Annotated in this window: 23 protein-coding genes, 1 tRNA gene and 2 pseudogenes; 19 read left to right on the top strand and 7 right to left on the bottom strand. The window is 68.7% G+C overall.

Annotated elements, in window-relative coordinates; translation table 11 throughout:
• Positions 1-65: 65 nt before the first annotated feature.
• A complete protein-coding gene (locus tag AB0E24_RS12265) occupies positions 66-899 on the bottom strand; it encodes a glycerophosphodiester phosphodiesterase (RefSeq protein WP_093705982.1) in 834 nt (277 codons plus the stop codon).
• Between the two features lie 217 nt (positions 900-1,116).
• On the opposite strand from AB0E24_RS12265, the gene AB0E24_RS12260 reads away from it, so the two are divergent.
• Together AB0E24_RS12260 and AB0E24_RS12255 are read left to right on the top strand one after the other, a co-directional pair.
• Positions 1,117-2,730, top strand: a complete 1,614-nt coding sequence (locus AB0E24_RS12260; RefSeq protein ID WP_079258232.1) for a S1C family serine protease — start codon at positions 1,117-1,119, stop codon at positions 2,728-2,730.
• 39 nt (positions 2,731-2,769) lie between these two features.
• Positions 2,770-2,856, top strand: a tRNA-Ser gene (locus tag AB0E24_RS12255).
• 147 nt (positions 2,857-3,003) lie between these two features.
• On the opposite strand, the gene AB0E24_RS12250 is transcribed toward AB0E24_RS12255, so the two are convergent.
• The gene (locus AB0E24_RS12250; RefSeq protein WP_359376499.1) at positions 3,004-3,759 is read right to left on the bottom strand and encodes a GntR family transcriptional regulator; all 756 of its coding nucleotides are present in this window, start codon (positions 3,757-3,759) and stop codon (positions 3,004-3,006) included.
• A 79-nt stretch (positions 3,760-3,838) separates the two neighbouring features.
• Between AB0E24_RS12250 and AB0E24_RS12245 the strand changes: the two genes are divergently transcribed.
• Together AB0E24_RS12245 and AB0E24_RS12240 are read left to right on the top strand one after the other, a co-directional pair.
• A complete protein-coding gene (locus tag AB0E24_RS12245) occupies positions 3,839-4,117 on the top strand; it encodes a hypothetical protein (RefSeq protein ID WP_359376497.1) in 279 nt (92 codons plus the stop codon).
• A gap of 593 nt (positions 4,118-4,710) precedes the next feature.
• Complete coding sequence (locus tag AB0E24_RS12240; RefSeq protein WP_359377017.1) at positions 4,711-5,016, top strand: hypothetical protein; 306 nt, start codon at positions 4,711-4,713, stop codon at positions 5,014-5,016.
• A 497-nt stretch (positions 5,017-5,513) separates the two neighbouring features.
• Here AB0E24_RS12240 and AB0E24_RS12235 read toward each other — a convergent pair whose 3' ends face one another.
• A complete protein-coding gene (locus AB0E24_RS12235; protein WP_359376494.1) occupies positions 5,514-6,893 on the bottom strand; it encodes a hypothetical protein in 1,380 nt (459 codons plus the stop codon).
• A gap of 524 nt (positions 6,894-7,417) precedes the next feature.
• Between AB0E24_RS12235 and AB0E24_RS12230 the strand changes: the two genes are divergently transcribed.
• Positions 7,418-8,212, top strand: coding sequence for an NUDIX domain-containing protein (locus tag AB0E24_RS12230; protein WP_359376491.1), 795 nt, complete (start codon positions 7,418-7,420; stop codon positions 8,210-8,212).
• On the opposite strand, the gene AB0E24_RS12225 is transcribed toward AB0E24_RS12230, so the two are convergent.
• On the bottom strand, positions 8,196-9,239 hold the full coding sequence (locus tag AB0E24_RS12225) for an NsdA family TPR-like regulatory protein (protein ID WP_359377014.1): 1,044 nt from the start codon (positions 9,237-9,239) through the stop codon (positions 8,196-8,198). The two genes, AB0E24_RS12230 and AB0E24_RS12225, sit on opposite strands and share 17 nt — an antisense overlap.
• 422 nt (positions 9,240-9,661) lie before the next feature.
• Between AB0E24_RS12225 and AB0E24_RS12220 the strand changes: the two genes are divergently transcribed.
• The 10 genes and pseudogenes from AB0E24_RS12220 to AB0E24_RS12170 all read left to right on the top strand — a co-directional run bounded on the left by AB0E24_RS12220 (position 9,662) and on the right by AB0E24_RS12170 (position 16,021).
• On the top strand, positions 9,662-10,009 hold the full coding sequence (locus AB0E24_RS12220; RefSeq protein WP_359376489.1) for an SCO3933 family regulatory protein: 348 nt from the start codon (positions 9,662-9,664) through the stop codon (positions 10,007-10,009).
• Positions 10,010-10,011: 2 nt separating this feature from the next.
• Positions 10,012-11,367 (top strand): FtsK/SpoIIIE domain-containing protein, encoded by a 1,356-nt coding sequence (locus AB0E24_RS12215; protein ID WP_359376486.1) that lies wholly within the window; start codon positions 10,012-10,014, stop codon positions 11,365-11,367.
• 85 nt (positions 11,368-11,452) lie between these two features.
• Positions 11,453-12,133 (top strand): DUF2637 domain-containing protein, encoded by a 681-nt coding sequence (locus AB0E24_RS12210; protein WP_359376483.1) that lies wholly within the window; start codon positions 11,453-11,455, stop codon positions 12,131-12,133.
• A gap of 22 nt (positions 12,134-12,155) precedes the next feature.
• Complete coding sequence (locus tag AB0E24_RS12205) at positions 12,156-12,350, top strand: hypothetical protein (RefSeq protein ID WP_060953033.1); 195 nt, start codon at positions 12,156-12,158, stop codon at positions 12,348-12,350.
• A 1-nt stretch (position 12,351) separates the two neighbouring features.
• Positions 12,352-12,543: a mobile element transfer protein gene (locus tag AB0E24_RS12200; RefSeq protein ID WP_359376480.1), complete on the top strand. Its 192-nt coding sequence runs from the start codon at positions 12,352-12,354 to the stop codon at positions 12,541-12,543.
• A gap of 14 nt (positions 12,544-12,557) precedes the next feature.
• The gene (locus AB0E24_RS12195; protein ID WP_107062703.1) at positions 12,558-12,713 is read left to right on the top strand and encodes a hypothetical protein; all 156 of its coding nucleotides are present in this window, start codon (positions 12,558-12,560) and stop codon (positions 12,711-12,713) included.
• 20 nt (positions 12,714-12,733) lie between these two features.
• Complete coding sequence (locus tag AB0E24_RS12190) at positions 12,734-13,042, top strand: SpdD-like protein (RefSeq protein WP_359376477.1); 309 nt, start codon at positions 12,734-12,736, stop codon at positions 13,040-13,042.
• 210 nt (positions 13,043-13,252) lie between these two features.
• Positions 13,253-14,614: pseudogene (gene repSA / locus AB0E24_RS12180) on the top strand (replication initiator protein RepSA).
• A gap of 2 nt (positions 14,615-14,616) precedes the next feature.
• Positions 14,617-14,826 (top strand): excisionase family DNA-binding protein, encoded by a 210-nt coding sequence (locus tag AB0E24_RS12175; protein ID WP_359376475.1) that lies wholly within the window; start codon positions 14,617-14,619, stop codon positions 14,824-14,826.
• Positions 14,826-16,021, top strand: a pseudogene (locus tag AB0E24_RS12170) (tyrosine-type recombinase/integrase). Before AB0E24_RS12175 ends, AB0E24_RS12170 begins: the two are co-directional and overlap by 1 nt.
• Positions 16,022-16,235: 214 nt before the next feature.
• Here the strand turns inward: AB0E24_RS12170 and AB0E24_RS12165 are convergent.
• Positions 16,236-16,658 (bottom strand): hypothetical protein, encoded by a 423-nt coding sequence (locus AB0E24_RS12165; protein WP_359376473.1) that lies wholly within the window; start codon positions 16,656-16,658, stop codon positions 16,236-16,238.
• 257 nt (positions 16,659-16,915) lie between these two features.
• Between AB0E24_RS12165 and AB0E24_RS12160 the strand changes: the two genes are divergently transcribed.
• On the top strand, positions 16,916-17,242 hold the full coding sequence (locus AB0E24_RS12160) for a helix-turn-helix domain-containing protein (protein ID WP_359376471.1): 327 nt from the start codon (positions 16,916-16,918) through the stop codon (positions 17,240-17,242).
• 71 nt (positions 17,243-17,313) lie between these two features.
• On the opposite strand, the gene AB0E24_RS12155 is transcribed toward AB0E24_RS12160, so the two are convergent.
• Together AB0E24_RS12155 and AB0E24_RS12150 are read right to left on the bottom strand one after the other, a co-directional pair.
• A complete protein-coding gene (locus AB0E24_RS12155; RefSeq protein WP_359376468.1) occupies positions 17,314-18,048 on the bottom strand; it encodes a hypothetical protein in 735 nt (244 codons plus the stop codon).
• A gap of 575 nt (positions 18,049-18,623) precedes the next feature.
• Positions 18,624-19,751: a bifunctional DNA primase/polymerase gene (locus AB0E24_RS12150; protein WP_435865268.1), complete on the bottom strand. Its 1,128-nt coding sequence runs from the start codon at positions 19,749-19,751 to the stop codon at positions 18,624-18,626.
• Between the two features lie 653 nt (positions 19,752-20,404).
• Between AB0E24_RS12150 and AB0E24_RS12145 the strand changes: the two genes are divergently transcribed.
• Genes AB0E24_RS12145 through AB0E24_RS12135 form a run of 3 tightly spaced genes read left to right on the top strand, consistent with a single transcriptional unit; the run spans position 20,405 to position 23,147 of the window.
• Positions 20,405-21,421 (top strand): bifunctional MaoC family dehydratase N-terminal/OB-fold nucleic acid binding domain-containing protein, encoded by a 1,017-nt coding sequence (locus AB0E24_RS12145; RefSeq protein WP_359376464.1) that lies wholly within the window; start codon positions 20,405-20,407, stop codon positions 21,419-21,421.
• A gap of 59 nt (positions 21,422-21,480) precedes the next feature.
• Complete coding sequence (locus tag AB0E24_RS12140) at positions 21,481-21,984, top strand: MaoC family dehydratase (protein WP_359376461.1); 504 nt, start codon at positions 21,481-21,483, stop codon at positions 21,982-21,984.
• Entirely contained in the window at positions 21,981-23,147 is a 1,167-nt protein-coding gene (locus AB0E24_RS12135) for a lipid-transfer protein (RefSeq protein ID WP_359376459.1), read from the top strand. The genes AB0E24_RS12140 and AB0E24_RS12135 overlap by 4 nt, the downstream gene beginning before the upstream one ends.
• Positions 23,148-23,163: the final 16 nt, after the last annotated feature.

Raw genomic sequence — 23,163 nt, 5'->3', positions numbered from 1 at the left:
CGCGTGACGCACTCGTCACGATCGAATACGTACCGAACGCGCCGGTGCACGCCTTGTAATGCCCATTATGAGCGTCCGAGTTGGGACAGTACCTGTTTGGGGCGATTGGTGATCAGGGCGTCAACGCCCAGACGGAGGCACAGCTCGACATCCTCCGGTTCGTCGACGGTCCAGACGTGCACTCGGTGCCCCTCGCGCTGGAGCCGCGCCACATACCCGGGGTGGTTCCGTACGATCCGGATGCTCGGCCCCGCGATCCGCACCCCGGCCGGCAGCTGCCCGTCCCGGTGGCGAGGCAGTATGAACTGCATCAGGTAGACGGTGGGGATGGCGGGGGCCGCGATCCGCACCCGGTGCAGTGAGCGCGCTGAGAAGCTCATCACACGGATGGGTGAAGGTTCGCCGGGCGGCGGCGTGTCCAGGCCGTAGCGGCGCAGCAGCGCGAGCAGCCGCTCCTCCACCTGGCCCGCCCACCGGGTGGGATGTTTGGTTTCGATCGCCAGTTCGACGCGGCGTCCGGCGTCGGAGATGAGCTCCAGGAGCCGTTCCAGGGTGAGGACGGAGGTGCTGTCCCGGCTGTCGCGGTCCGGCTCCTCCTTGTCGGTGGCCCGGCCGCGCCAGGAGCCGAAGTCCAGGGCCGCCAGATCGGACAGCTCCAGTGCCGAGACCGCGCCCCGGCCGTTGGAGGTGCGGTCCACGCGGCGGTCGTGGACGCAGACGAGATGGCCGTCGGCGGTCAGCCGGACATCGCACTCCAGGGCGTCGGCGCCGTCCTCGATGGCCTTGCGGTAGGCGGCCAGGGTGTGCTCCGGAGCGTCCTCGGAGGCGCCGCGATGGGCGACGACGGAGACGGTGTGCGGCCAGGGGCGGCTGTCCCGGGCAGGGCGCGCATAGGTCACCGCGTTATGGTGCCACCGCCCGGTGTGAGCCGGTCGACGCGGCCCCTCCGTTCGTTCGCACGGAATGGCGGTAGGGCGAATTGTCCGGGATAAAGGGTGGTAGTCCGCGAGGCTGCCGCTCCTTACGGCGGTCTGACGCGCTGTGGGAAAAGCTGACGACGGTAAGACGCACACATGGGCCGTCGAGGAAAACTGTCGTGCACCTGAGGAGAGAGCTGTGAGCACCGAGAACGAGGGCTCTGCCGTTCCGCCCGCGCCCGGGTCGCATCCGGCCCCTCCGGCACCGCACCCGAACCCAGCGGTGCCGCCCGCGCCGGACTATGAGCCCACCGCGGGCTCGCGGCCGACCGCACCGGACGCGCCAATAGGCACGCCTGACGGAGCAGGGTCGCCGGGAGCCCCCGGCCCCGCACCGTCGGCCGCGCCCCCCGCCCAACCCCCGTCGACGCCCCCGCCCGCGTCACCGGCCGCTCCCCCGGCCGTCTCGGCGTCGGCCGGCGCGGACGACGGATCCGGCGGCGGCGCACCCGGTGCCCCGGGCCCCGGACCGGACGCCGGGCAGTCCAGCGCCTGGTGGTCGGCCGAGGGCGGGCAGCCGCACGGCGGCGACCCGGGCGACGGGCAGGGCGGACAGAGCGGACACGGCGGACAGGGAGGCCCGGGCGGACCGTGGGGGACCGCTCCCGTGCCCTCCTCCGGCCCGTCCGAGCGCAAGCCCCGGGGGCTGGTCGCCGCCGTCCTGGCCGCCGTGCTGGTCGCGGGCGGCATCGGCGGCGGCATCGGCTTCTGGGCCGCCGACCAGGAGAGCGACGGCGACACCACCACCGTCTCCGCCTACGGCAACCCCAAGACGGAGAGCCGCGCGCCCGGCTCGGTGTCGAGCATCGCCAACAAGACCCTGCCCAGCGTCGTCACCATCGAGGCCCAGGGCAACAACGGCGAGAGCGGTACCGGCACCGGCTTCGTCTACGACAAGCAGGGCCACATCCTCACCAACAACCACGTCGTCGCCTCGGCCGCCGACAACGGCAAGCTGACCGCCACCTTCTCCAACGGCAAGCGGTACACCGCCCAGGTCGTCGGGCGCGCCCAGGGCTACGACGTCGCCGTGGTCAAGCTCAAGAACGCCTCCGGCGCCAAACTGGACCCGCTGCCGCTCGGCAACTCCGACCGGGTCGCCGTCGGCGACGCCACCGTCGCCATCGGCGCCCCCTTCGGCCTCTCCGGCACCGTCACCACCGGCATCGTGAGCGCCAAGAACCGCCCGGTCGCCTCCAGCGACGGAGGCGGCGGCAACGCCTCGTACATGAGCGCCCTCCAGACCGACGCCTCCATCAACCCGGGCAACTCCGGCGGCCCGCTGCTCAACGCGGACGGCGGTGTCATCGGCATCAACTCCGCCATCCAGTCCGCCGGCAACGGCAGCGGTCTCGGCGAGTCCCAGCAGTCCGGCAGCATCGGCCTCGGCTTCGCGATCCCGATCAACCAGGCGAAGAACGTCGCCGAGCAACTGATCAAGACCGGCCAGCCCGTCTACCCGGTGATCGAGGCCACGGTCAACATGAAGGACTCCTCCAGCGGCGCCACCATCGCCTCCGGCGGCGCCGGCGGCAGCCCCGCCGTCGTCCCCGGCGGCCCGGCCGACAAGGCCGGCCTCAAGTCCGGCGACGTGATCACCAAACTGGACGACACGGTCATCGACAGCGGCCCGACCCTCATCAGCGAGATCTGGACCCACCAGCCCGGCGACAAGGTCACCCTCACCTACAAGCGCGGCGGCAAGGTGTCCAAGGTCGACCTCACCTTGGGCAAGCGCAAGGGCGACAGCTGACGCGCTAGGCTGATCCCCGCGCCACCACGAATGGCGCGGGGAGGCTTGCCCGAGCGGCCTAAGGGAACGGTCTTGAAAACCGTCGTGGCAGCGATGTCACCGAGGGTTCAAATCCCTCAGCCTCCGCAGGGTTACGGCCCCTGACCAGGTAAGACGGTCGGGGGCCGTCGCCATGCGCGCCACCCGCCGGAGACCGCCGTTCCCCATGTTTCCCCGACCGATCGGGCACGGAAGGGGCACGGCCGGACACCGACTGAATGGGCCCCACGCCGACTACCGATTGATCGGAATCTCGTACACGATCTCGCAGTGAGCGGCGGGTACGACGATGTCCGCCGTCTCCACGGGCCGCCCCTGGTCGCTGTAGTACGTCCGCCGGATGTGCGTGACGAGCGCGGCCTTCTGGATCCCGAGCAGCGAGGCTTCCTCGGCGGTCGCCTGCCTCGGTTCCGGCTGCTCCACGGCATGGCTGACGGTGATTCCGATAACGGCCATGCGATTCACGACGCCCGCCCCGGCGTGCGGCCCTCCCTCGGGGAGAACGACGAGCGTGCCGGCGGTGAGGTCGTACGGCTCCCAACTCGTCGAGAGCTGCACCGGCCTGCCGTCGGCCAGGAACTCGTACGACGTCCGGACGCACAACTCGCCCTCGGCGATACCGAGCCGCGCCGCGATGTCCGCCGGGGCCGGCACCTTGGCGTCGGTCCGGCTCTCCCAGTCGCCGTGCTTGCCGACAGCCCTCATGTCCGCGCGGAACGGCGACCCTTCAGGCTGCTCGCGCGCCGACGACCGGACGACCCGCACCCGCTGCCGGGGCTCGGCGACGTATGTGCCCGATCCGGCTCGGCCCTCCAGCACACCCTGGGAGATCAGCAACTCCTGCGCCCGGCGGACCACGTTCTCGCCCACCCCGCACTCCTGGCCGATCTGGGCGCGGGACGGCAGACGGTCTCCCGGCTCCCATACGTGCTCCGCGATCCGCCGCCGGAGCTCGTCGGCGATGCGGAGATAGGGCGGCTGCTCAGGCATATGGAAAATCTAGTCCACTAGCTCTAATCTAGTTAACTAGCTTTACTGAAAGTGATCGCCAGTTGACGGAGGCTGCCCTGTGCCCGCTTCGGGAGTTAGCGCGGCGGCCATCGCCGCCCGGCTGTCCGCCGTCGGGCTCCCCACGCGCGTGGAGGAGCACGCCCGATTCACATCGGTCGAAGCGGAGGTGCCGGAATCACTCTCCGCCGAGTCATGGAAGGAGGTCCTGGCGGCGCTGGCCGAGGCCGATCGGTTCGGGCTCCTCGTCACCTGCCAGAACGGCCGCACTCTCCGGGCGGTCGTAGAAAGACCGGTCCCCACGACGGGCGATGTCAGGGGACCGGGCCATCAGCGATAGGAGCTGATTCAACGTGCTCAACCGTATCCGCCGTGCCGTCTCCCTCACCAGGGCGCGTCACTTCTCCAAGGGCAGGCACCGCCGCCCCTTAACGCCGCCCCCTCCGGTCGCTCCCGTCGCGTCTGCGCCCGCAGACGAACCGACGGTTGTCCTGAGCCGGGCCTCCGACTGGGCGAGGCGCCGCTACTCGCTCATGGCTGAGGAGACCGCGCTCGTCCGCCCGTACGTGCTGGCCTGGGAAAGGCGCGTACGACAGCACCCGACGGTGGTCGTTGCTCCCCATCTGCCGACCGAGGCCCGATCGGCCCTTCTGGGGGCTTGCTGATGTTTTCTCGACGGCAGACCCACAGCCCGGCCGCTTCGGCCGCCCCCTACCGCTCGCCCGCCTGCCGAATCGGCACGCACCAGGCTTGCGCGGAGTCCTCTCCAGCTCCGGCACCGGTCGACGTGCCGTTGATCTACGAGGCGTGTGGCTGCCCGTGTCACTCGGCGTCCGACCAGGACCGGCCAGCGGAGGCGAAGCAATGAGCGACTGGGCACCTGGCGGTGCGCCGACATCCAGTGGCGAGATCCAACGAGAGGCAGATGCAGGGATGACGGCACAGCACGAGCTGAGGCTTCTCCCGTGGGCTGGGCCAGAGGGCAAGCCGTGCTACCTGGACACCGATGACCGGGAGGGCTACATGTCCCGCTTGGCGGACCACATCGAGACGGAGCAACTCGGGATGGCGTCCGAACTGCTGAGGCAAGCGCTTCAGGTACTCGACGACGAGACCGCAGATCTAGAGAAACTGAGGCTCGTCGCCGCGCAGTTGGCTGGCGCACTGCGGGACGTGCTGCGCGTGGCGACCAGCCGCGGAAGCCGTCTGGCAACGCCGAATCCTTCTGAAGGGGAATGACCGATCGATCGTTGACGGTGGCCCCAGAGCGGGCCATGTGTAGTACAGCAGGGAGCCTCGGACACGATTCGAGTCCTCCCTGCTTCTCTTGTATGACGCACGTGCGAACGGACAATTCTCTTGCGCTCAAGTGACACGTCGGTCCTGCGACACCCGCTCTAGGGGTTCGATCTCCCCTCGGTCTGGTCGGGGCTCGTCCCGTGCACCGATGCCACGCGTGGCTGTTGTGTGCCGCCGCCGTCCTGGAGCGTTGATGTCAGCCTTGGGCGTCAACGCAACAGCTGCGGCACCGAGCAAACTTCCACGAGCCATCCGGCCGGTCGGCCCAGCGCCACTAGACACGTCGACCAGTACCTCCATGACGTCCGGCGGGTTTGTTGGCCATTGTCCTCTCGCTTTGAGAGGAACGAAGCTGCCGGACTTCATGGGCTCGCTGCGCTGGGGGCAGGCCGGGGCGCGGGATTTTTGTGCCATAGCATGTTGCATGCTTTGACAACTCAGACGCGTACTTGGTCACTGAGGATGACCTCACAAACCAGTAGTCTTACGAGATTAATGTCAGGCCATAGAGCCTCGGCCTCGTCACTTTGTGGCAGGAGGGCCGGAGTCTCTTGATATTTAGGATCATCCTTTGCGTGTACAATTCGGTTCCGAATTCTGTATACGCGCTCGGCGACCTGGTGAGTCAGTGGGGTTTGTCGATTCTCCAAGTTAATGTTTTCTTCGATGCCTTTGATTGGTCCTTGCTTCGTGAAGTGCTTGCCCCAGTGATTTTCTTTGAAGAAGTCTGCGAGGATGTCGCGTCTTACGAATTCGTCGAGCAGCATCTTAAGGTGTGCCGCCTCGGATGCTGTTGCGGCACTCTCGCCAACGTTGAGTAGCCGCACTAGGTGCTTATCGTTGCGGCGGTTGAAAAGTGGGTTGGTTAGTTCCCGTTCGATCTTTTTGAGCGCACTTCTCCTGCCTGCGACTGGAAAGAAGCTCTCCAGAACCTGATAGTACGACAGGAAGGCGAGTGGAGGATTCTCCGTGGCGCTTCCAGCGAAGCGGAATAGCACAGAAACCTCAGGCTCAATGACAGTTTCCGGGAAACGGACGATCCGCTCCGGTTGCTCCGCATTCGCGGGGCGCCGCCGATCCGTTTGGCTGGGCCACTTAGGTGGTCGCATGTTCAACTGGTTGCGAACATCAAGTTCGTACAGGAATGAGGCGATGAGTGGCTCTGCTGATGCCTCAAGCTCCTCTGGCTTCATGGGCCTGTCGTAGAAGATACGCAGGGAAGTGGCGTATCGCGGCCTATCGCTGAAGCCGTAATTAGTTAGGATGTGACAGGCCGGGGAGGGGCCAGAGATTTCTATACAGGCATCCTCGCCGGTCAGGTGAATTTTGACTGGGCGGTTTTCGTCTCGAAACCGCCTAAAGTGAACGGAGGAAGAGTTGTCGGGTTCGTGGCGGCGGGTGCATTCGCTTTCGGTGCTGTCGGCGACCAGTGCCGATAATCTCCTCGAAATGTAGGAGGGGGGCATCTGTGCTTGATTGGGGCCCAGAAGTACCTCCAGATACCCTTCCGAGGGGGTCATGATCCCGGCCCATCTTTTCGTGTGCTCGACCTTCTTTTGGAGTTGAGTTAAAAGCGTGGCGTGGTGGCTTCTAGGAAGGCGAACTTCTCGATGTATCGTGGAGTTCCACTTAGGGTGTGCACTAAACTGAAAAGAATCGACTGTCGTATTCTTGAGTCCAATGTTGTGCTCGGCCAATTCGCGGATCATTCGGCGCTCCGAAGCTGTTTCCGCTGCCGGCGGTGAGTTCTCTCCTTGTTCGCTTTCCTCCGACAGCTCTGCGTCGCCCCAGTCTTCTTCATGATCCTGAGTGGCCATAGCTCGTCTCCCCCTACGTTGGCTGGACGAAAGGGTATCTGTAGATCGCGGGCGGCGGAGCGGGTTTGGGCGGTGTCCTGCCCGGTCTGGGGTCGGGCATGGCCAGGGGGCCGTACGCTGGTTGGCAACTCGGGCAGGCTTTGGACCTGCCCGCAATTAGCACGAGTGGCCCCCTGGCCATGCCCGACGCGGGACCCGGACTGGGGAGGTGCCTAAAGCCGTGGAGCCGACCGCCCCAGCCACGACGTACCCCTTCTCTGGCATCAGGCGGCTGCTTGCTGTGAGCGCGGCACGGTCGGCGGCCGGGCTGGAGCGGGGCGGAGACAGGAGCGCAGGCCCGGCCGGGGGCCGGGCCGCGCGCGGTGAGCGGAGCGAGCCGCCTTGATCGAGTAGGGAAAGTTCTACCGCGCTCTGGTTGATCGTCTTGGTCGGTCGATGCCTACTCACGTGAGTAGGCATGTGGATACCCTGGTTGTCGCTACAAATGCAACGACTAACCAGAACGGCAGGAGCGTGCTCACCGGATGGGACCCAAGTCGGAGCGGGTCTACCGCACGATTCGCGAGTGGATCGCTACGGGCAAGTACTCGCCAGGTTCCAAGCTCCCGTCCGAGCGGACCCTGTCGGAGGATCTGGAGATTGGCCGTACGGCCCTGCGGCAGGTGCTGGCCAGGCTCGTTGCTGAGGGCGTCGTCGAAGTCCATGGCCGTAGCTCCTACCGGGTGCCGGATCGGTCAGTGACCACCGAAGCGCCGACGGACCTCGAGCCCTGGCAGATCCATGGTGAGCGGACGCTGTATGACAACCCCTGGGTGAAGCTGAGCCTCGTCGACGTGGAACCGCCCGGCGTGAAGCGCTTTGAGCACCATGTCGTCAAGCTCCACCATGTGGCCATCGCCGCCGTGATCGATGACCAGGACCGGGTGCTCATGATGTGGCGGTACCGCTTCGTCCCTGCTTCCTTCGGCTGGGAGCTGCCGGGCGGCATCGTCGACCCGGGGGAGGAACCTCTTCAGACCGCCCTGCGTGAAGTCGAGGAAGAAACCGGCTGGCGGCCGGACGCCTTGCAACATGTGGTCACGTACCAGCCCATGGTCGGCATGGTCGACTCGCCGCATGAAATCTTCATCGGTCATGGGGCGAAGCTGGTCGGTGAGCCGACCGATCTAGAAGAGGCCGGTCACATCGCCTGGGTGTCTCTGTCCGACATTCCCGGGCTGATGGCTCGTGGTGAGCTGATGGGGTCCGGCACCTTGGTCGCCCTCCTTCATGTGCTCGCTTCGCGAGGTACCGGTGCGTCGCCTACAAGCGCTGCGTGAGCTGCTCGATCCGGCGCCTGTGACGTACTGACCTGGTCCGGCTTGCCACCAGTTGGGCTTGCCGCAGGTGCTTCTGCGCCTGGTCGTGCTCGCCGCGGGCCAGGTGGGCTTGGGCCAAGTCGCAGTGGAGCCCCGCCGAGGACCTGATGAACGTGGGGTCGGTCGTCTCCAGCGCGGCGTACAGGCTGTCCACTGCTTCGGCGTCGCCGATCAGGGCGAGGGCGTTCCCGCGCCACCTGGTGAGGTGCCCTTCATTCAGGAAGATGCTCAGCATGTCCGGATCGCGGGCGTCTTCTCCTGCGGGCAGGTGTCGCATCGCAAGCTCAAGAGCCTGTCGACACTCGTTCTGAAGCCCAGCTCGGGCGCAGATCTCCGCCTCGGCTGCGTACAGCCAAGCCCTGAGGCGCGGAGACATGCCCTTTCCACCGAGCCGCTGCGCATCTCGGACCAGCTGCACCGCCAGCTCAGGACGTCCGGCGTCGCAGAGCACATATGCCTGTTCGGCGGTGGCGTGCGCGAGGTACATGGGCTCCTCGGCCTCCTGGGCGGCGCGTTTCCCCAGCTCGTAGTGACGCCAGGCTCGTTCCACGGCTCCGACGTCGAGGGCTTGCCAGGCCGCCAAGGTGGCTGCTCCGGCCAGAGCCAGAGCGACTGGGCGTCGGGTCTCCGGGAGTACCGCGAAGGTGAGGGCGTCCTCCAGCCGCGTCAGGTGGGCGGTCATCTGGTCGACCAGGCTGGCGGCGCCCATCTGCCGGTCAATGGTCCGGAGCAGTTCGGTCTGTTCCATGAACGTCTTGACCATCGTCAGGCTGACGTTCCGGGCCTCATCGATCCGGCCGATCAGCTCGTCGTACCCGTCGGCCGTGGCGACTGCCAGCGGCGACTGTGATCCGCCCGTCAGCTCGTCGTCGGTGATCCCGAGCAGCGCGCGGAGGATCTTGGCGTAGTGGCTGGAGATCGTCCGTCGGCCGTTCTCCCACTCCGATACGTACACTCGCAAACTCGCGGTTGAGGCGACGGTGAGCATGTTCTGGCGCGCATGGCGTTCGATCTCCCGCACAAGTCGCTCTTGCGACCATGCCCGTGCCGTCCTCGCTGCTTTGAGTCCACTCATCGCGTACTGCCGCTCCGCGTTGGGGTGTTGAGCCGTAATAGCAGCATGCCCTACATCGGCCCAGGTCGGCAGGGGTTAACCAATCCGCTGTTAACCCCTGTTGGCTACCGGCGTTGCTCGACGCGCTTACCTGGAACCGTCGCAGTCGGGCGAGTTGAGATGCCGGGCCAGCGACAGCGCTTGACATCTGGTGCGCACCAGATGCAACCTTCTGGTGCGCACCAGTTGGAGGCGCAAACACTCCGCAGGTTTGCTGCGGCATTCAATCAACGTTCAGGAGCGGCGACCCACCGCCAAGCAAGTACGCCGCTCCCGCCCCTGAAGGGACCTCCATCATGCGTCAGATTCCCGTCGACACGTCCGCCGCGACCGTGATGGTCGCCAAGCCCGCCCAGCCGAAGGTCCGTGACCGCCGTACCGGTGAGATCGCCTTGGACGCGGACGGTGTGAAGCTGATGACCGTGGACGTGATGTTCGCGGCCAACGACGACGTTGAGATCCTGTCCATCGCCGTCCCGGAGACCGGTATTTCTGGTGACCTGGCCATGGGCACCCCGGTCGCGCTCACGGGCCTGATCGCCCGGCCGTGGGAGAACGAGTTCAACGGTCAGCGGCGGCACGGGATCGCCTTCCGCGCACTCGCGGTCACCTCGCTCGCTGCCTCGGGCGCGAGGGCGGCTTGATCATGACCTGGTCCATGGTCGCTGTGGTGATGGTCGTCGCTGCTGCGGGTCTCCTGCGGTGGCGGCGCCCCGCCTGGTACTGGCTTTCCCTCGGCGTCACCTTCGCCACCGTGCGGGTCCTGGTCCGCTACGCCTCGGTCATGGACGCCTGCGGGCTGACCGTCCCGCCCGCCCGCTGGCGCCTGACCCTGGCTCGGATGGCTGGCCGGGAGGTGCCGGGCCCCCGCCCGCCGCGCATCCTGCGTCTGCGCCCGACCCGCACCGGCCTGGTGCTACGGCTCAAGCTCAGGCCCGGACAGGACGCCTTCGATGTCGCCGCCACCACTGACCGGCTCCGCCACTCCTTCGGCCTGTACGGGGTCACCTCCCGTGAGATCCGCTCGGGCGTGGTGGAGGTGCGGATGACCGGCTACGACGTGCTCAAGCGGGTGCAGATGCCCGCCCGGCTCGATACCCGGCCGATGCGCATCCCGGTCGCCCTGCGCGAGGACGGCTCGGTGCACTACCGCGACTACCGCGCCGTCCCGCACGGGCTGACCCTCGGTGCCACGGAGTCCGGCAAGTCCGTCTACCAGCGTAACCTGGTCGCCGGGCTCGCCCCGCACCATGTCGCCCTGGTCGGCATCGACTGCAAGCAGGGCGTGGAGCTGTTCCCGCTGGCCCGCCGGTTCTCCGCGCTCGCCGACAACGCCGACACCGCGCTGGAACTGCTGGAGGCGCTGGTGACGCACATGGAGGAGGTGTACCAGCTCATCCGGGCTGAGCAGAGGATCAGCGTCGCCGTGCCGGATGCGGAGATCGCCGCCGACGTCTGGGCCCTGCCCGAGGACATCCGGCCGGTGCCGGTCGTGGTCCTGGTCGACGAGGTTGCCGAACTCGCCCTGTACGCCAGTAAGGACGAGGAGAAGCGCCGGGACCGGATCATCACCGCTCTCGTCCGCATCGCTCAGCTCGGCCGCGCGGCCGGCATCTACCTGGAGATCTGCGGGCAGCGCTTCGGCTCCGAACTCGGCAAGGGCATCACCATGCTCCGCGCCCAGCTCACCGGCCGCACCGCCCACCGCGTCAACGACGAAACGTCCGCCAACATGGCCTTCGGCGACATCGCCCCCGACGCCGTGCTGGCAGCGATCCAGATCCCGGCCGAGACCCGCGGCCTGGCCATCGCGGGTGATTCGACTGGCGGATGGCACCGCATCCGCGCCCCGCACACCTCGCTGCGCGAGGCCGGAAACATCTGCAACAAGCACGCCCACCGCACCCCTGACGTGCCTGCCTTGGCGGCCTTCCGCCCCATCACCGCAGCGGTGCCCTCGGCCCGGGATCGGTTGTCCAAGACAGCCCCCGCTTCCGCCTGACCCTCACCTTCTTCTCCGGTCGGCGTGACCGTCTTCGCGCCAGGTCCGTACCCCTCCCATGCCCGACGACAGGAAGGAACCCGTGATGGCCCGCCTGCGTGTCGACGCCGTCCTGGTCCAGGCGGTCATAGCCGGGGCGCTGTCCTTCGCCCACCTGCACGATCTGGCCGCCGCTGCGGGACAGGACGGCTGGAAAGCCTGGGCCTACCCGATCAGCGTCGACCTGCTCTTGGTCGCCGCTTGGCGTCGACTGCGCACTGGCGGGCCCGCCCGGCTGGCCTGGTGCTGGTTCCTCATCGCCCTGGCTGCCTCCCTCGGCGCCAACGTCGCCACCGCCGGACTCCTCGACATGCGTCACGTCCCTGCTTGGCTGCGCATTCTCGTCGCTGCTTGGCCTGCCTTGGCCTTCATGGGCGGCACCCTCCTTGCCCACACCACCACCCACCCGGAGCCGGAAGCGTCGGCGCACCCCGGCTCGACACCCCAGCGCCCGGCCGTCGAGGACGAGCTGAAGCCCGAATCCGCACTCGCGCCGGTGGCCGACGTCGAGGAACGCGCCGCGCCTCCCGCCCCCGAGCCTCAGACCGCCCCGGCCCCGACCGCTGCTCCCGCCGTGCTGGTTCCGGCCGCGCTGGTCGACCACGCCCGCAAGGTCGCCGCCGACCACCACGCCCGCACTGGGAACCCGATCGACACCGACACCCTCCGCGCCCGCCTCGGTGTCCCGCCCCAGCTCGCCGACGCCATCGCGGCCCAGCTCGCCTGACTCCGAAAGGAAGCGACGCCCCATGACCCGTGATCCGGCTGACCTGACCGTTGCCGACTACCTCGACGGCGCCCGCGAGATGGCTGCCGCTGACCGGCCCTTCCTCGCCCACCTGCTCGCCGAGGAAGCCGCCCAACGCACCACCGACCCGGCCACCGCAGCCGGTATCCGCGCCAGCTTCCCCGACCCGACGACCACACGAACGGAGATCGACTGAGATGCCCGCCCGCGACCACTTCCACTCCGTCATGCGGATCGGCCCGGTGCAGATCGGCACTCACCGCGACCGGAACGGCCGCACCGTGCACGCCGCCGTGTGCACCGCCGACCGGTGCGGCTGGTGCGCCGATTACTCCAGCCGGTCCGCTGCCCAACTCGCCGCCCGCACTCACCGCTGCCGCATCAACTGACCGGAGGTTCCGCCATGGACGTCCCGCTCTGGCTCGCCCTGATCGTCGTCGGCTGGCTCGGCGTCAAGCTCATCCGTCCGCCCTGGTGGCTCATCGCCGTACTCCTCTTCGGCGGCTACCTCCTCGCCGAGAGCGGCTTGGCCTCCGTCGTCGACACCACCGTCAAGTAACCCAGGAAGGAGAACCACCCATGCTCCGGCCCAAGTACCCGACCATGCCCCAGCCGACCGGCCTGGTCGCCCCGCAGACCCCAACCACCATCACCCCTGGCACTCCGGCCCCGCCGCCGACACCCAACGCCCCGGCCTCTACCCGGCCGGTCGTGCAGCTCACGCCCAGCAGCGCGATAGCCCTCGTCGGCGGCGGCACGGCCGTGGTCCTGGTCGTCGGTGCCGTGCTGGTCTCCATGCTCTTGGCCGTTGCCATCACTGGCGTTTCGGTCGCCGTCTGCGCCGTTGTCCTGCGCTCCCTGCTCGCCTCCGACACCAAGCGCCGCTGAACCGGCCCCCGGGCGGCTTCGATACCGCCAAGCATCCGCCGCCCGCCAGCCCGACGCCCCGCGGTTGCCCGAACTGCGACGGCTTCGCCTCCGCCGCCATCACCACCGGCGGACGCGATCAGCGCGGCCACCTCCACACCATCACCGCCGACTGCCCGGCCTGCCACGGCACCGGTACCTGCACCACCCGCCGCAACCGGGAGGGCGCCCGTGTCTAACCTGCTCGACCCGACCACCCTCGGCGACCTACTGAGGGTGGCATCGGCCTCCGACTACACCCGCTGGGAAGACCAGATTCGCCGCACCGGCGGCTGCGCCGACCCCATCCACCTGCGCGGCTGGGTGATCCAAAAGGACAAGACCACCGGCGCCACGCTGCACCACTACACCACCGCTGACGAACCGGGCGGACGGCTCCGTGTCGCCTGCGGCAACCGCCGCGCCTCCCGCTGCCCGGCCTGCGCCTGGACCTACGCGGGCGACACGTACCACCTCATCCGCGCGGGCCTGGCTGGCGACGACCGCCGAGACATCCGCGCCACCGTCCGCGACCACCCCCGCGTCTTCGCCACCCTTACTGCCCCCTCCTTCGGCCCGGTCCACAACCGCCCCGACCGTGGCGCCTGCCGCTGCGGCACCCACCACGCTCCAGACGCACCGGAGCTGGGCACCGCCCTCGACCCGGTCAGCTACGACTACGCGGGCGCCGTGCTGTTCAACAACCATGCCGGACAGCTCTGGCAGCGCTTCACCAACCGGCTACGCCGCGAGATCGCCGCCCGTGCCGGCATCACGCGGCGAGAGCTGAAGGAGTGCGCCCGCCTCTCGTACGGCAAGGTCGCCGAGTTCCAGAAGCGCGGCGCCATCCACTTCCACGCCGTCATCCGCCTCGACGGCCCCGACGGACCCAACACCCCGCCACCGTCCTGGGCCACCGTGCAGCTCCTCACCGATGCCATCCACGCCGCCGTCTCGCATGCCTACACCTCCGTCTCTGTCCCGGCCGCCGAGGACCAGCCCGCTCGCACCTTCCGCTGGGGCAACCAGCTCGACGTACGGCCCGTGAAGGCGTTCGGAGACGGCTCGGACATCACCGAACAGGCCGTCGCCTCCTACGTCGCCAAGTACGCCACCAAAGCCGCCGAGACCACCGGCACCCTGGACCGCCGCATCGGCGAACTCTCCGAACTCGACCGCCACCACGTCCCCGACCACACCCGTCGCCTGATCGACGCCTGCAAGCGGCTCGACCCGCTCTACGCCGACCGGCGCCTATGGGCCTGGGCACACATGCTCGGCTTCCGGGGCCACTTCTCCTCCAAGTCCCGCCGCTACTCCACCACCCTGGGCGTCCTGCGCTAGGCACGCGCCGACTACCGGGCTGCCCAGGAGACCGCTGCCCTCGGCCTGAAGGACGTTGAGCCGGACACCGTTCTCGTCCTGGCCGACTGGCATTACGCAGGACACGGCCACACCCCCGGCGAATCCGCCCTTGCCACCACCATCCATCGCGACCTGCAACTCAACCGCGAGACAGCTCGTGAGGCCCTGGCTAACGAGGGGGAGTGGTGACCATGGACCGACTCCTCACCCTGTACGAGGTCGCGGAGCGGCTCGGTACGGGCGTCCGCTTCCCCCGCCGCCTCATCGAGGAACGCCGCATCACCTTCGTCAAGGTCGGTCGGCACGTCCGCATTCCTGAGAGCGCAGTAGAGGCGTTCGTGGGCGCCAATACGGTGGAGTCGATCGCCCTACGGCCTACGGGTCTCAGGAGGGCTGCCTGATGGCTGGCAAGCGCAAGTCCCGCCGGAACTTTGGACGCGTCCGCAAGCTGCCCTCCGGCCGGTTCCAGGCTCGGTATCCGGGACCTGACGGTATCCGGGTCCTGACGGTGTCCTGCGTCCGGCGGATCGCACCTTCGCGACGTCGACGGACGCGGATCGCTGGCTGATACGGAAGCGCATCGAGATCGAAGAGGGGCGCTGGCTCGATCCGGTCGAGGGGCAGACGATCGTACGCGACTGGGCTGCCCGCTGGCTCGCTGCTGTCTCGCCGCAGCTCAAGCACAAGACTCAGGCTTCGTACCGCTCGCTGATCAACTCGTTGATCAATCCGGCCCTCGGGGACCGCGAACTGTCGACCCTCCGGCCGATCACGATCGCTGAGTGGGTCGGCGCGATGAAGACCAAGGGGCTCAGCGCTTCACGTATCCGGCAGGCGTACCGGGTCCTGTCGCAGATCATGCGGGCGGCTGTCGACAACGACATGACCGCGCAGACGCCGTGCCGGGGCGTGAAGCTGCCTCGGATGCCGCAGACCGAGCCGCATATCCTCACGCCGCTCGAAGCCTCCCGGATCGTACGGAGTGCCGACAAGCCGCATGACCTGTTGATCGCGCTCCTCGCGTACGCGGGACTTCGCGTCGGCGAGGCATTCGCCCTCCGCCGCGTGGACATCGACGTGTCCGGCGGCTTCGTCCTGGTCGATGAGAACCTGGCGGAGGCCAATGGCGCCTTGGTCTTCGACACACCGAAGTCCCACCAGAAGCGGCTCCTGCGAGTCGGCCCGTCCCTCGCGAAGCGGCTCGGGCGGCATCTGGAGACTCTGCCCGGCGGAGATGACGCGCTCCTGTTCACGACCCCCGGCGGCAAGCCGCTGCGCTACAACCAGTGGCGCAAGGCGTACTTCGACCCTGCTGTGTCGTCGGCCGGGCTGACCGACGTGACCCCACACGATCTTCGTGCCTCACACGGAACCTGGGTCGCCGACCGGTACGGCGTCATGACCGCCGCTCACCGGCTTGGCCACTCGAACGCGAGCGTCACGACCCGGCACTACGCCCGACCGGTCGCCGGTCGTGACGACCAGGTCGCCGAGGCGGCCGACTCCTGGCTCAGCGGGCATGACCCTGCCCCTGGGGCACGTAGCGGGCACGACGACGATGAGGACGGCTCCGCTGGGGTGCTCGCGCCCGTCTGACCTGCGGTGGAGCGTCCGGCCCAGCAAACCGGCGAGAGATCTTGAAAACCGTCGTGGCAGCGATGTCACCGAGGGTTCAAATCCCTCAGCCTCCGCAGAGGTCAGCGAACTAGCTGGTCAGAAGGGGTGTCCCTGGTTCGGGGGCGCCCCTTCTGCGTGATCTCGGCGGCTCGCTCTGGGGCGTTGGAATTGCGCTCTGATGCCCGACCGTGGCTCAAGGTGGGTTCTCGTGCGGTATGACGACGATCTGGTGCTCGTCCTCGTAGACGATCCTTCCCGGGCTGGACGACTGGATCATTCGGCACTCGATTTCGTGAGCGGCGAGGATCTCCAGGTAGCCGTCCACCCGCGCGATCAGATGCTGGGACGTGGACTTGAACCAGGCCGCTGCTCCGGGGTGGAGTTCGTGGTCGTAGACCGTTGGGTCCGCGGTTGAGGGGTCGGGGTAGGCCGCGTTGTACCAGTCGTTGTTGGCTCGTCTGAAGTGTTCCTGCTCGGGGGTCAGCTTTCCGTTCCGTGCCAGGAGGTTGACCAGGCCGAACACCCCGGTGAAGTAACCGCGCTGGTTCCGGATCGGGCTCTGGAAGCGTACGTAGGGGGCTTCGTCAGAGGGGGTCTTTGCTTCGCCGATTTTCACGGTGCGGATGTTAGAGGCGGGCTGCGCTTCGCCGCGGCGACGTGGTGTCGATGCCTGGCCCGGTGGTGGGTAGATCTGGCCGAAAAGCTATGGGTGGGGTGTTGGTGCAGGTCAGGGCCGGGGGATCGGCGGTGTGGGGGTTGGTCGTGGGTGGGGATCCCGGAAGTGGGCTTTTAGTTGTAGCTAAAGGTGGGAATCTGTAAGCGAGGGCGCTCGAAGCCCGACGTCGGCACCATGCGCTGGGAGGGTGATTGAGCGTGCCGTGGAAGAGCAAAGGTGAGAAGGCGGAGGCCGCGGACCGCGCGGGGGCCCGGCTGGCGCGTCAGGCCACGGTGGAGGTCGCGGGGTTGCTGGGCAAGCGGGAGATGAGCCGTGCTGACCTCGCCCGGCTCATGGGCGTCAGCCCGGGACGGGTGAGTCAAATACTGTCCGGGGATGAGAATTTGACGTTGCGGAGCCTCGCTGCCGTGGCCGAGGCCCTGGAGCTGGACGTCAAGATCAGTTTTGTGGAGCCCAAGGACGACGGGTCCCGTCGGGCGCATGGGCTGGGTGATGGGTCCGATGCATTTGTCTATGCTCCTTGAGGGCCCGTTGGGTGAGGGGCGTCGGTTGAGGGCGCCGTGTGCGTCGCCGGGGGGTGTTGTGCCGCGTCGCTTCAGGGGTGTGGCGTGCCCGTCGTGGCGAGTGGGCGCACCGTCAGGGCCTCGTCCCGGAGGCGTATGAGTTCCCGGTCGCCGCTGCGCTTGCCGGTGCGGTAGCCGAACTCCAGCATGCGGACGCAGGCGTCCATGGCCATCGCCAGGGCCTGGCGGCGGTCCTCCGCCTCCTCACGGGTGGGGGTGTGCAGATCCGGCGGGAACTCCTGGACCTCGCGCTGCCGGCACTTCGCCTCGATGTCGGCCTCGACCTTGGCCGCGTCGTCCAGGAGTTGGTCGACCTCCTCGTACAGGGTGTTGATCGTCGTCTTGTCCTTGGCCGCGGGGGCGCAGCCGCGTAGGTGGCGGCGGGCCTCGAAGGCGAATATGCGCAGCTGGGACACGTTCTGGAAGTCCCTGACCAGCCGGTGGCAGTGGATGTACATGTCGTGGACGAGCCGTCGCTCCAGCTCGCTCAGCAGTACCGCGATGCCCAGCGTGATCACGGCCACGAAGGGCGGGGTGGACTGCTGGTTCTGCTGTTGACGGACGCGTGGCGCCAGGGCCCCGCCCGCGGCGGCAGCGGCCACGGCGGGTGGCACATCGGCGGCGTGCGGCAGCAGCAGGGTGATGGTGAGCAGCGCCGCCGCGCAGGTGCAGGCGATGATTCCGCAGCACAGTGCCGTGGACCGTACGGTCTCCAGCAGACGGCCCTTGTCGGCGAAGCGATGGACCAGCGAGATCCACGTGACCATCGCGCAGACGCCTATGGGTAACGCGACATCCGCGAACCACCCCTGTGCGTAGAGCTCGTGCAATGCTCCCCCTGCTCGCGCCTCGGTGCCGGTGCGCCGGAGGCGGTCGGCCGATCACCGGGCACTGGGCACCGGTCGCGGTGCACCGGGCGGGTAGCACCGGTCGTGGTGCACCGGTCGCGGGGAGAGCGGGAATCCCTTCACCGTCCGCCTCGGGGGCGGAAGCACCGGCGGGTGGGCGTGTGGTTCCTGGGCCGTTCGGTGCCCGCGCCGTCCGGTTCCTGCGCCGTCTGGCTATGCCGGTTGGTCCTACAGTGGCTCGGCTCTACGTCGCCTCGTCCCCGCGCCGTTCGGTCCCCTGCGCCGCCTGGTTCCGACGTCCTTCGGTGCCCGCGCCCCTCGGTTCCTGTACGGAGCGCCTCGTCGCGTGGTCACGATAGTGCTCTTCGTTCCCATAGCGCACGGCTCACCGTCCGTGTACCGCTGGATCGCGCCGCCTCTGGCGTTCTGCCGTACGTCTGGCGCCTCCGCTCCGTTCATCCGGCCCAGGGCGTCGGGCGTTCGGCCGGCACGCGTCAGGCCCACGCCTCCGGGGGCTGGAGGTGGCGGGCGGCGCTGCGGGCCGCGGAGGCGACGGTGGCGCGGGCCTCATGCGGGGGCAGGCCGGTGTCGAGCGCGGCATCGATCAGGGCGGGGGCCAATTCCGGCCCGGCGCCCGTCTCGTAGGCGCGGCAGGCCGCCCAGAACAGCCGGTCGTTGCGCTGACCCTCCCGTGAGGCGCGGACGAACCGCACGAGCCCCTCCAGGGCGGCGGGGTGCGGGTCATGGGACGGCGGGCCGGGGCGGTAGGAGCGGGGCGGGGCCGGGCGCGGGGGTGTGAGCAGGCGCAGCAGGGCGGCCGGGACGGGGGCCGGGTCCCAGGCGGGGGAGCCGGGCGCGAGGCGGTAGCCGCCGTGCGAACCGTATGAGCCGGGGCCGACCAGATAGCCGCCCATCCCGCGGACGTCGATGCCGGGGGCCAGGCGGCCGGCGGAGTTGGGGACGGCGAGGCCGGGTGGGCCGCTCAGCCATAGATGGCGGCCACCGCTCGGGGTGAGCACGGTGACCGTACGGGGGATGGCGAAGGCATGCTCGCGGGCCAGCCGGGCGAGGGCGGCCAGACCGTTCGTACCGTCCTTACCGTGCTCCAGGCCGCTCTTACCGTCTTCCGTGCCGTCCTTACCGTTCTCACCGTCCTCCATGCCGTCCTTACGGTTCGCATCGGGTCTCCAGGGCCGACCGTCCCGGTCGCCCGTCGCTCCCCCGGCCCCGGCCACCTGAGGTCTTCCCGGCTTTCCCGGCCTTCCCGGCCTTCCTGGCTTTCCGGGCTCTCCGGGATATCCCGGCCGGCCGTCCTTGAGGTCGAGGTCGATGCCGATGAGGTGGTACGGGGCGTATCCGCAGGCGATGCCGTAGCCGGTGGCCCAGGGGGCGGCGGCGAACAGGGCGCGGATCGCCCGCGGGTCCGCCGACGCGTCATGGACTCCATGGCCCAGCCGCCCGCATTCGCCGCGGCACGGCAGGGGCGCCGGGTCGTGGTGGTGGGGGGAGCGCACGGCGGGCAGCTTCGCGCGGGTCAGCGGGATCACGCGGAAGCCGTGGGCGGCGGCGGTCAGGGCGTGGGCAAGAGCATGGGCGAGTGAGGGATTCGCCATGCCATCCATTTTCGGACAAGTGTTCGGTAATGGGAAGAGGGCCCGGCAAGTCGCCGAGGATGGCCGAAATCATGTGGAACCGGCTCCCCTGTAGGGCTTGCCCTGTCGTCCGGCGAGGTGGTGTACCGGCGCACTGGCGCGGCGGCCGGAGTGGGGGCGGGAGGGGTGTTTAAAACAAGTTCGTCATGCTTGCGTGGTAATTCCAGCGGCTCATATGCATCGTCCGGGAATCGGTGGGCAACTCTGCTTCCGCGACGCTTCCCGAGCGAGCGTCGGAGGAGTCGGAGCAACGGAGGAATCGAGATGGCGGACACCCGGACAGCTCTTGGCCGTACCGGCCGCGTCATCGCCGCGTCGCCGCTCTCCGCGTCCAGGGCGGGGCGCGGCTCCTGGGATCTGACCCGATCGCACGGAGGCAGGTCGCCGCCATCGTGAGCGCTCGTAAGGGAGACGCAGGCGCGAAGCGGTGTCCGATCGATCTGAGTGAGCTGTGGTGATTCATTGAGCGAAACGGGACGGGTGAGGTCGTACGGTCGCGCGGTGGCGTATCGACGCCATCGCGCGATCGTACGTGGTGGTGTGCTTCAGCGTTCTTGACAGCGCCGATTTATCTGACGGATAGTCAGATAGCTTTCTACGGCAGACATGCGGCAGGGGAAGCGATGACGCGCGATGAGCTGGGTGTTGACCCGGACGAGCTGTACGGACGGCTGAAGGCGTACGAGGGACGGACGGCCGCGAGCGGCGGCACGGGCCGGGACCCCGTCAACGAGCCGATGATCAGGCACTGGTGCGAGGCGATGGGCGACAGCAACCCCGCCTATCCGGGTATCGCCCCGCCGACGATGCTGCAAGCGTGGACGATGGGCGGGCTGGCCGGGCACCCCGGCGGTTCGACCCGCTCCGAGGCGTACGACGAGCTGCTGGCGTTGCTCGACGACGCGGGCTGTGCCTCGGTGGTCGCCACCGACTGCGAGCAGGAGTACCTGCGGCCGCTGCGCCCCGGCGACCAGGTCACCTTCGACGCGGTCATCGAATCGGTGTCGCCGCGCAAGACCACCAAGCTGGGCACCGGATACTTCGTCACCACCCGGATGAACGTCCGCGCGGGGGACGGTGAGGACGGCGACGGCGGTGAGCTGGTCGGCACCCACCGCTTCCGCATCCTCAAGTACGCACCCGCGCGGCCGAAGAGGAAGGCGAAGCCGGAGCCGAAACCGGCCTCGGAGCCGAAACCGGCCTCGGAGCCGAAGCGGGAGCCGGAGCCCACGGCCGACCGTCCCCGCCGCCCCCGCCCCGTCATCAACCGCGACAACGCCGGTTTCTGGGAGGGCGTCGCCCGGCATCAGCTGCTCATCCAGCGCTGCCTGGACTGCGCCGCCCCGCGCTTCCCCTGGCTGCCCGGGTGCGGGGGGTGCGGTTCCCAGCGGTGGGAGGCGGTCGAGGCGTCCGGCGCCGGCACGGTGTTCAGCTATGTGGTCATGCACCATCCGCCGTTCCCCGCCTTCGACCCGCCCTACGCGGTCGGCCTGATCGAGCTCGCGGAGGGGGTGCGGATGGTCAGCGGCATCACCGGGGTGCCGTACGACAAGGTGCGCATCGGCATGCCCGTCGAGCTGGAGTTCCTGCGTGTGGACGAGGAGCTGGAGCTGCCCGTGTTCCGGGGCGCGGAGGCGTGAGGGGCGTGAGGAATGAGGGGAACGGACGTGGCATGAGGGACGGACGAGGAGGCGGACCTATGACGGTGCGTACGGGCGATGAGCTGCCCCCGCTGCGTATCCCGATCACCCGGACCCTGATCGTCGCAGGCGCCCTCGCATCCCGGGACTACCAGGATGTGCACCACGACGCCGAGGCAGCCAGGGAGAAGGGCTCCCCGGACATCTTCATGAACATCCTCACCACCAATGGGCTGGTCGGCCGGTACGTCACCGATCACTTCGGGCCGCGGGCCCGGCTCCGTAAGGTCGCGATCAGGCTCGGGGCGCCCAACTACCCCGGGGATGAGATGGTGTTGACGGGCGAGGTCACCTCGGTCGCGGAGGGCACGGCGGAGGTCGCCGTCATCGGCAGGAACGGCATCGGCCACCATGTGACCGGCAAGGTCACGGTGCGGCTCCATAGCGATGTCCCCACGACAGCCGATGTCCCCGCGGCCGCCGATGTCCGCACGACAGCCGACGTCCCCGCGGCCGCCGACGTCCCCACGACCGACATCCCCGCGACAGCGGACGCCCGATGAGCGCCCGCAAAGCGGACACCCTGGGCGGCCGGGCCGCCATCGTCGGCATCGGCGCCACCGAGTTCTCCAAGGACTCGGGCCGCAGCGAGCTGAAGCTGGCGGTCGAGGCCGTCCAGGCGGCCCTGGACGACGCGGGGCTCACCCCGGCCGATGTGGACGGGCTGGTCACCTTCACCATGGACACCAGCCCCGAGATCTCCGTGGCGCAGGCGTGCGGCATCGGCGATCTCACCTTCTTCTCGCGCGTCCACTACGGCGGCGGCGCGGCCTGCGCCACCGTGCAGCAGGCCGCGCTCGCGGTCGCGACCGGGGTCGCCGAGGTCGTCGTCTGCTACCGCGCGTTCAACGAGCGCTCGGGGCGCCGCTTCGGCTCCGGCGTACAGCACCGCGAGCCGTCCGCCGAGGGCGCCGCGCTGGGCTGGTCGCTGCCCTTCGGGCTGCTGACCCCGGCCTCCTGGGTCGCCATGGCCGCCCAGCGCTATCTGTACGCCTACGGGCTGAAACCTGAGGTTTTCGGCCATGTGGCGGTCACCGACCGCCGTCACGCGGCCACCAACCCGGCCGCGTATTTCCACGGCAAGCCGATCACCCTCGCCGAGCACGCCGCCTCCCGCTGGATCGTCGAGCCGCTGCGGCTGCTCGACTGCTGCCAGGAGACGGACGGCGGCCAGGCGATCGTGGTCACCAGCGTGGAGCGGGCGCGCGATCTGCCGCGTCCGCCCGCCGTGATCACGGCTGCGGCGCAGGGCGCGGGCCGTGGCCAGGAGCAGATGACGAGCTTCTACCGTGACGATCTGACGGGGCTGCCCGAGATGGGGGTGGTCGCCCGTCAGCTGTGGCGTAGCGGCGGACTGCGCCCCGCCGACATCGACGTGGCCATCCTCTACGACCACTTCACGCCATTTGTGCTGATGCAGCTGGAGGAGTTCGGCTTCTGCGGGCGCGGTGAGGCGGCCGGATTCGTCGCCGAGGACGCGCTGCCGCTCAATACGCACGGCGGTCAGCTCGGTGAGGCGTATCTGCATGGGATGAACGGGATCGCCGAGGCCGTCCGCCAGATCCGCGGCACCTCCGTCAACCAGGTGCCGGAGGCCGCCCGCGCCCTGGTCACCGCGGGCACCGGGGTACCGACATCCGGGCTTCTCCTCGGCGCAGACGGCTGAACCGCGCGCGTGTCGG

It is taken from the genome of Streptomyces malaysiensis subsp. malaysiensis (genome assembly GCF_040653035.1).
GTDB lineage: Bacteria > Actinomycetota > Actinomycetes > Streptomycetales > Streptomycetaceae > Streptomyces > Streptomyces malaysiensis.
The sequence above is the reverse complement of the archived record's forward strand: the minus strand, read 5'-3'. Positions and strand labels throughout refer to the sequence as shown.

Coding starts and splice junctions, on each gene's coding strand:
- AB0E24_RS12235 (WP_359376494.1), bottom strand. CDS start 6,893: ATGGCCACTCAGGATCATGAAGAAGACTGGGGCGACGCAGAGCTGTCG.
- AB0E24_RS12135 (WP_359376459.1), top strand. CDS start 21,981: ATGAGCGCCCGCAAAGCGGACACCCTGGGCGGCCGGGCCGCCATCGTC.
- AB0E24_RS12230 (WP_359376491.1), top strand. CDS start 7,418: ATGGGACCCAAGTCGGAGCGGGTCTACCGCACGATTCGCGAGTGGATC.
- AB0E24_RS12195 (WP_107062703.1), top strand. CDS start 12,558: ATGGACGTCCCGCTCTGGCTCGCCCTGATCGTCGTCGGCTGGCTCGGC.
- AB0E24_RS12215 (WP_359376486.1), top strand. CDS start 10,012: ATGACCTGGTCCATGGTCGCTGTGGTGATGGTCGTCGCTGCTGCGGGT.
- AB0E24_RS12225 (WP_359377014.1), bottom strand. CDS start 9,239: ATGCTCACCGTCGCCTCAACCGCGAGTTTGCGAGTGTACGTATCGGAG.
- AB0E24_RS12210 (WP_359376483.1), top strand. CDS start 11,453: ATGGCCCGCCTGCGTGTCGACGCCGTCCTGGTCCAGGCGGTCATAGCC.
- AB0E24_RS12145 (WP_359376464.1), top strand. CDS start 20,405: ATGACGCGCGATGAGCTGGGTGTTGACCCGGACGAGCTGTACGGACGG.
- AB0E24_RS12190 (WP_359376477.1), top strand. CDS start 12,734: ATGCTCCGGCCCAAGTACCCGACCATGCCCCAGCCGACCGGCCTGGTC.
- AB0E24_RS12140 (WP_359376461.1), top strand. CDS start 21,481: ATGACGGTGCGTACGGGCGATGAGCTGCCCCCGCTGCGTATCCCGATC.
- AB0E24_RS12175 (WP_359376475.1), top strand. CDS start 14,617: ATGGACCGACTCCTCACCCTGTACGAGGTCGCGGAGCGGCTCGGTACG.
- AB0E24_RS12250 (WP_359376499.1), bottom strand. CDS start 3,759: ATGCCTGAGCAGCCGCCCTATCTCCGCATCGCCGACGAGCTCCGGCGG.
- AB0E24_RS12205 (WP_060953033.1), top strand. CDS start 12,156: ATGACCCGTGATCCGGCTGACCTGACCGTTGCCGACTACCTCGACGGC.
- AB0E24_RS12200 (WP_359376480.1), top strand. CDS start 12,352: ATGCCCGCCCGCGACCACTTCCACTCCGTCATGCGGATCGGCCCGGTG.
- AB0E24_RS12240 (WP_359377017.1), top strand. CDS start 4,711: ATGACGGCACAGCACGAGCTGAGGCTTCTCCCGTGGGCTGGGCCAGAG.
- AB0E24_RS12150 (WP_435865268.1), bottom strand. CDS start 19,751: ATGGATGGCATGGCGAATCCCTCACTCGCCCATGCTCTTGCCCACGCC.
- AB0E24_RS12155 (WP_359376468.1), bottom strand. CDS start 18,048: ATGGTCACGTGGATCTCGCTGGTCCATCGCTTCGCCGACAAGGGCCGT.
- AB0E24_RS12220 (WP_359376489.1), top strand. CDS start 9,662: ATGCGTCAGATTCCCGTCGACACGTCCGCCGCGACCGTGATGGTCGCC.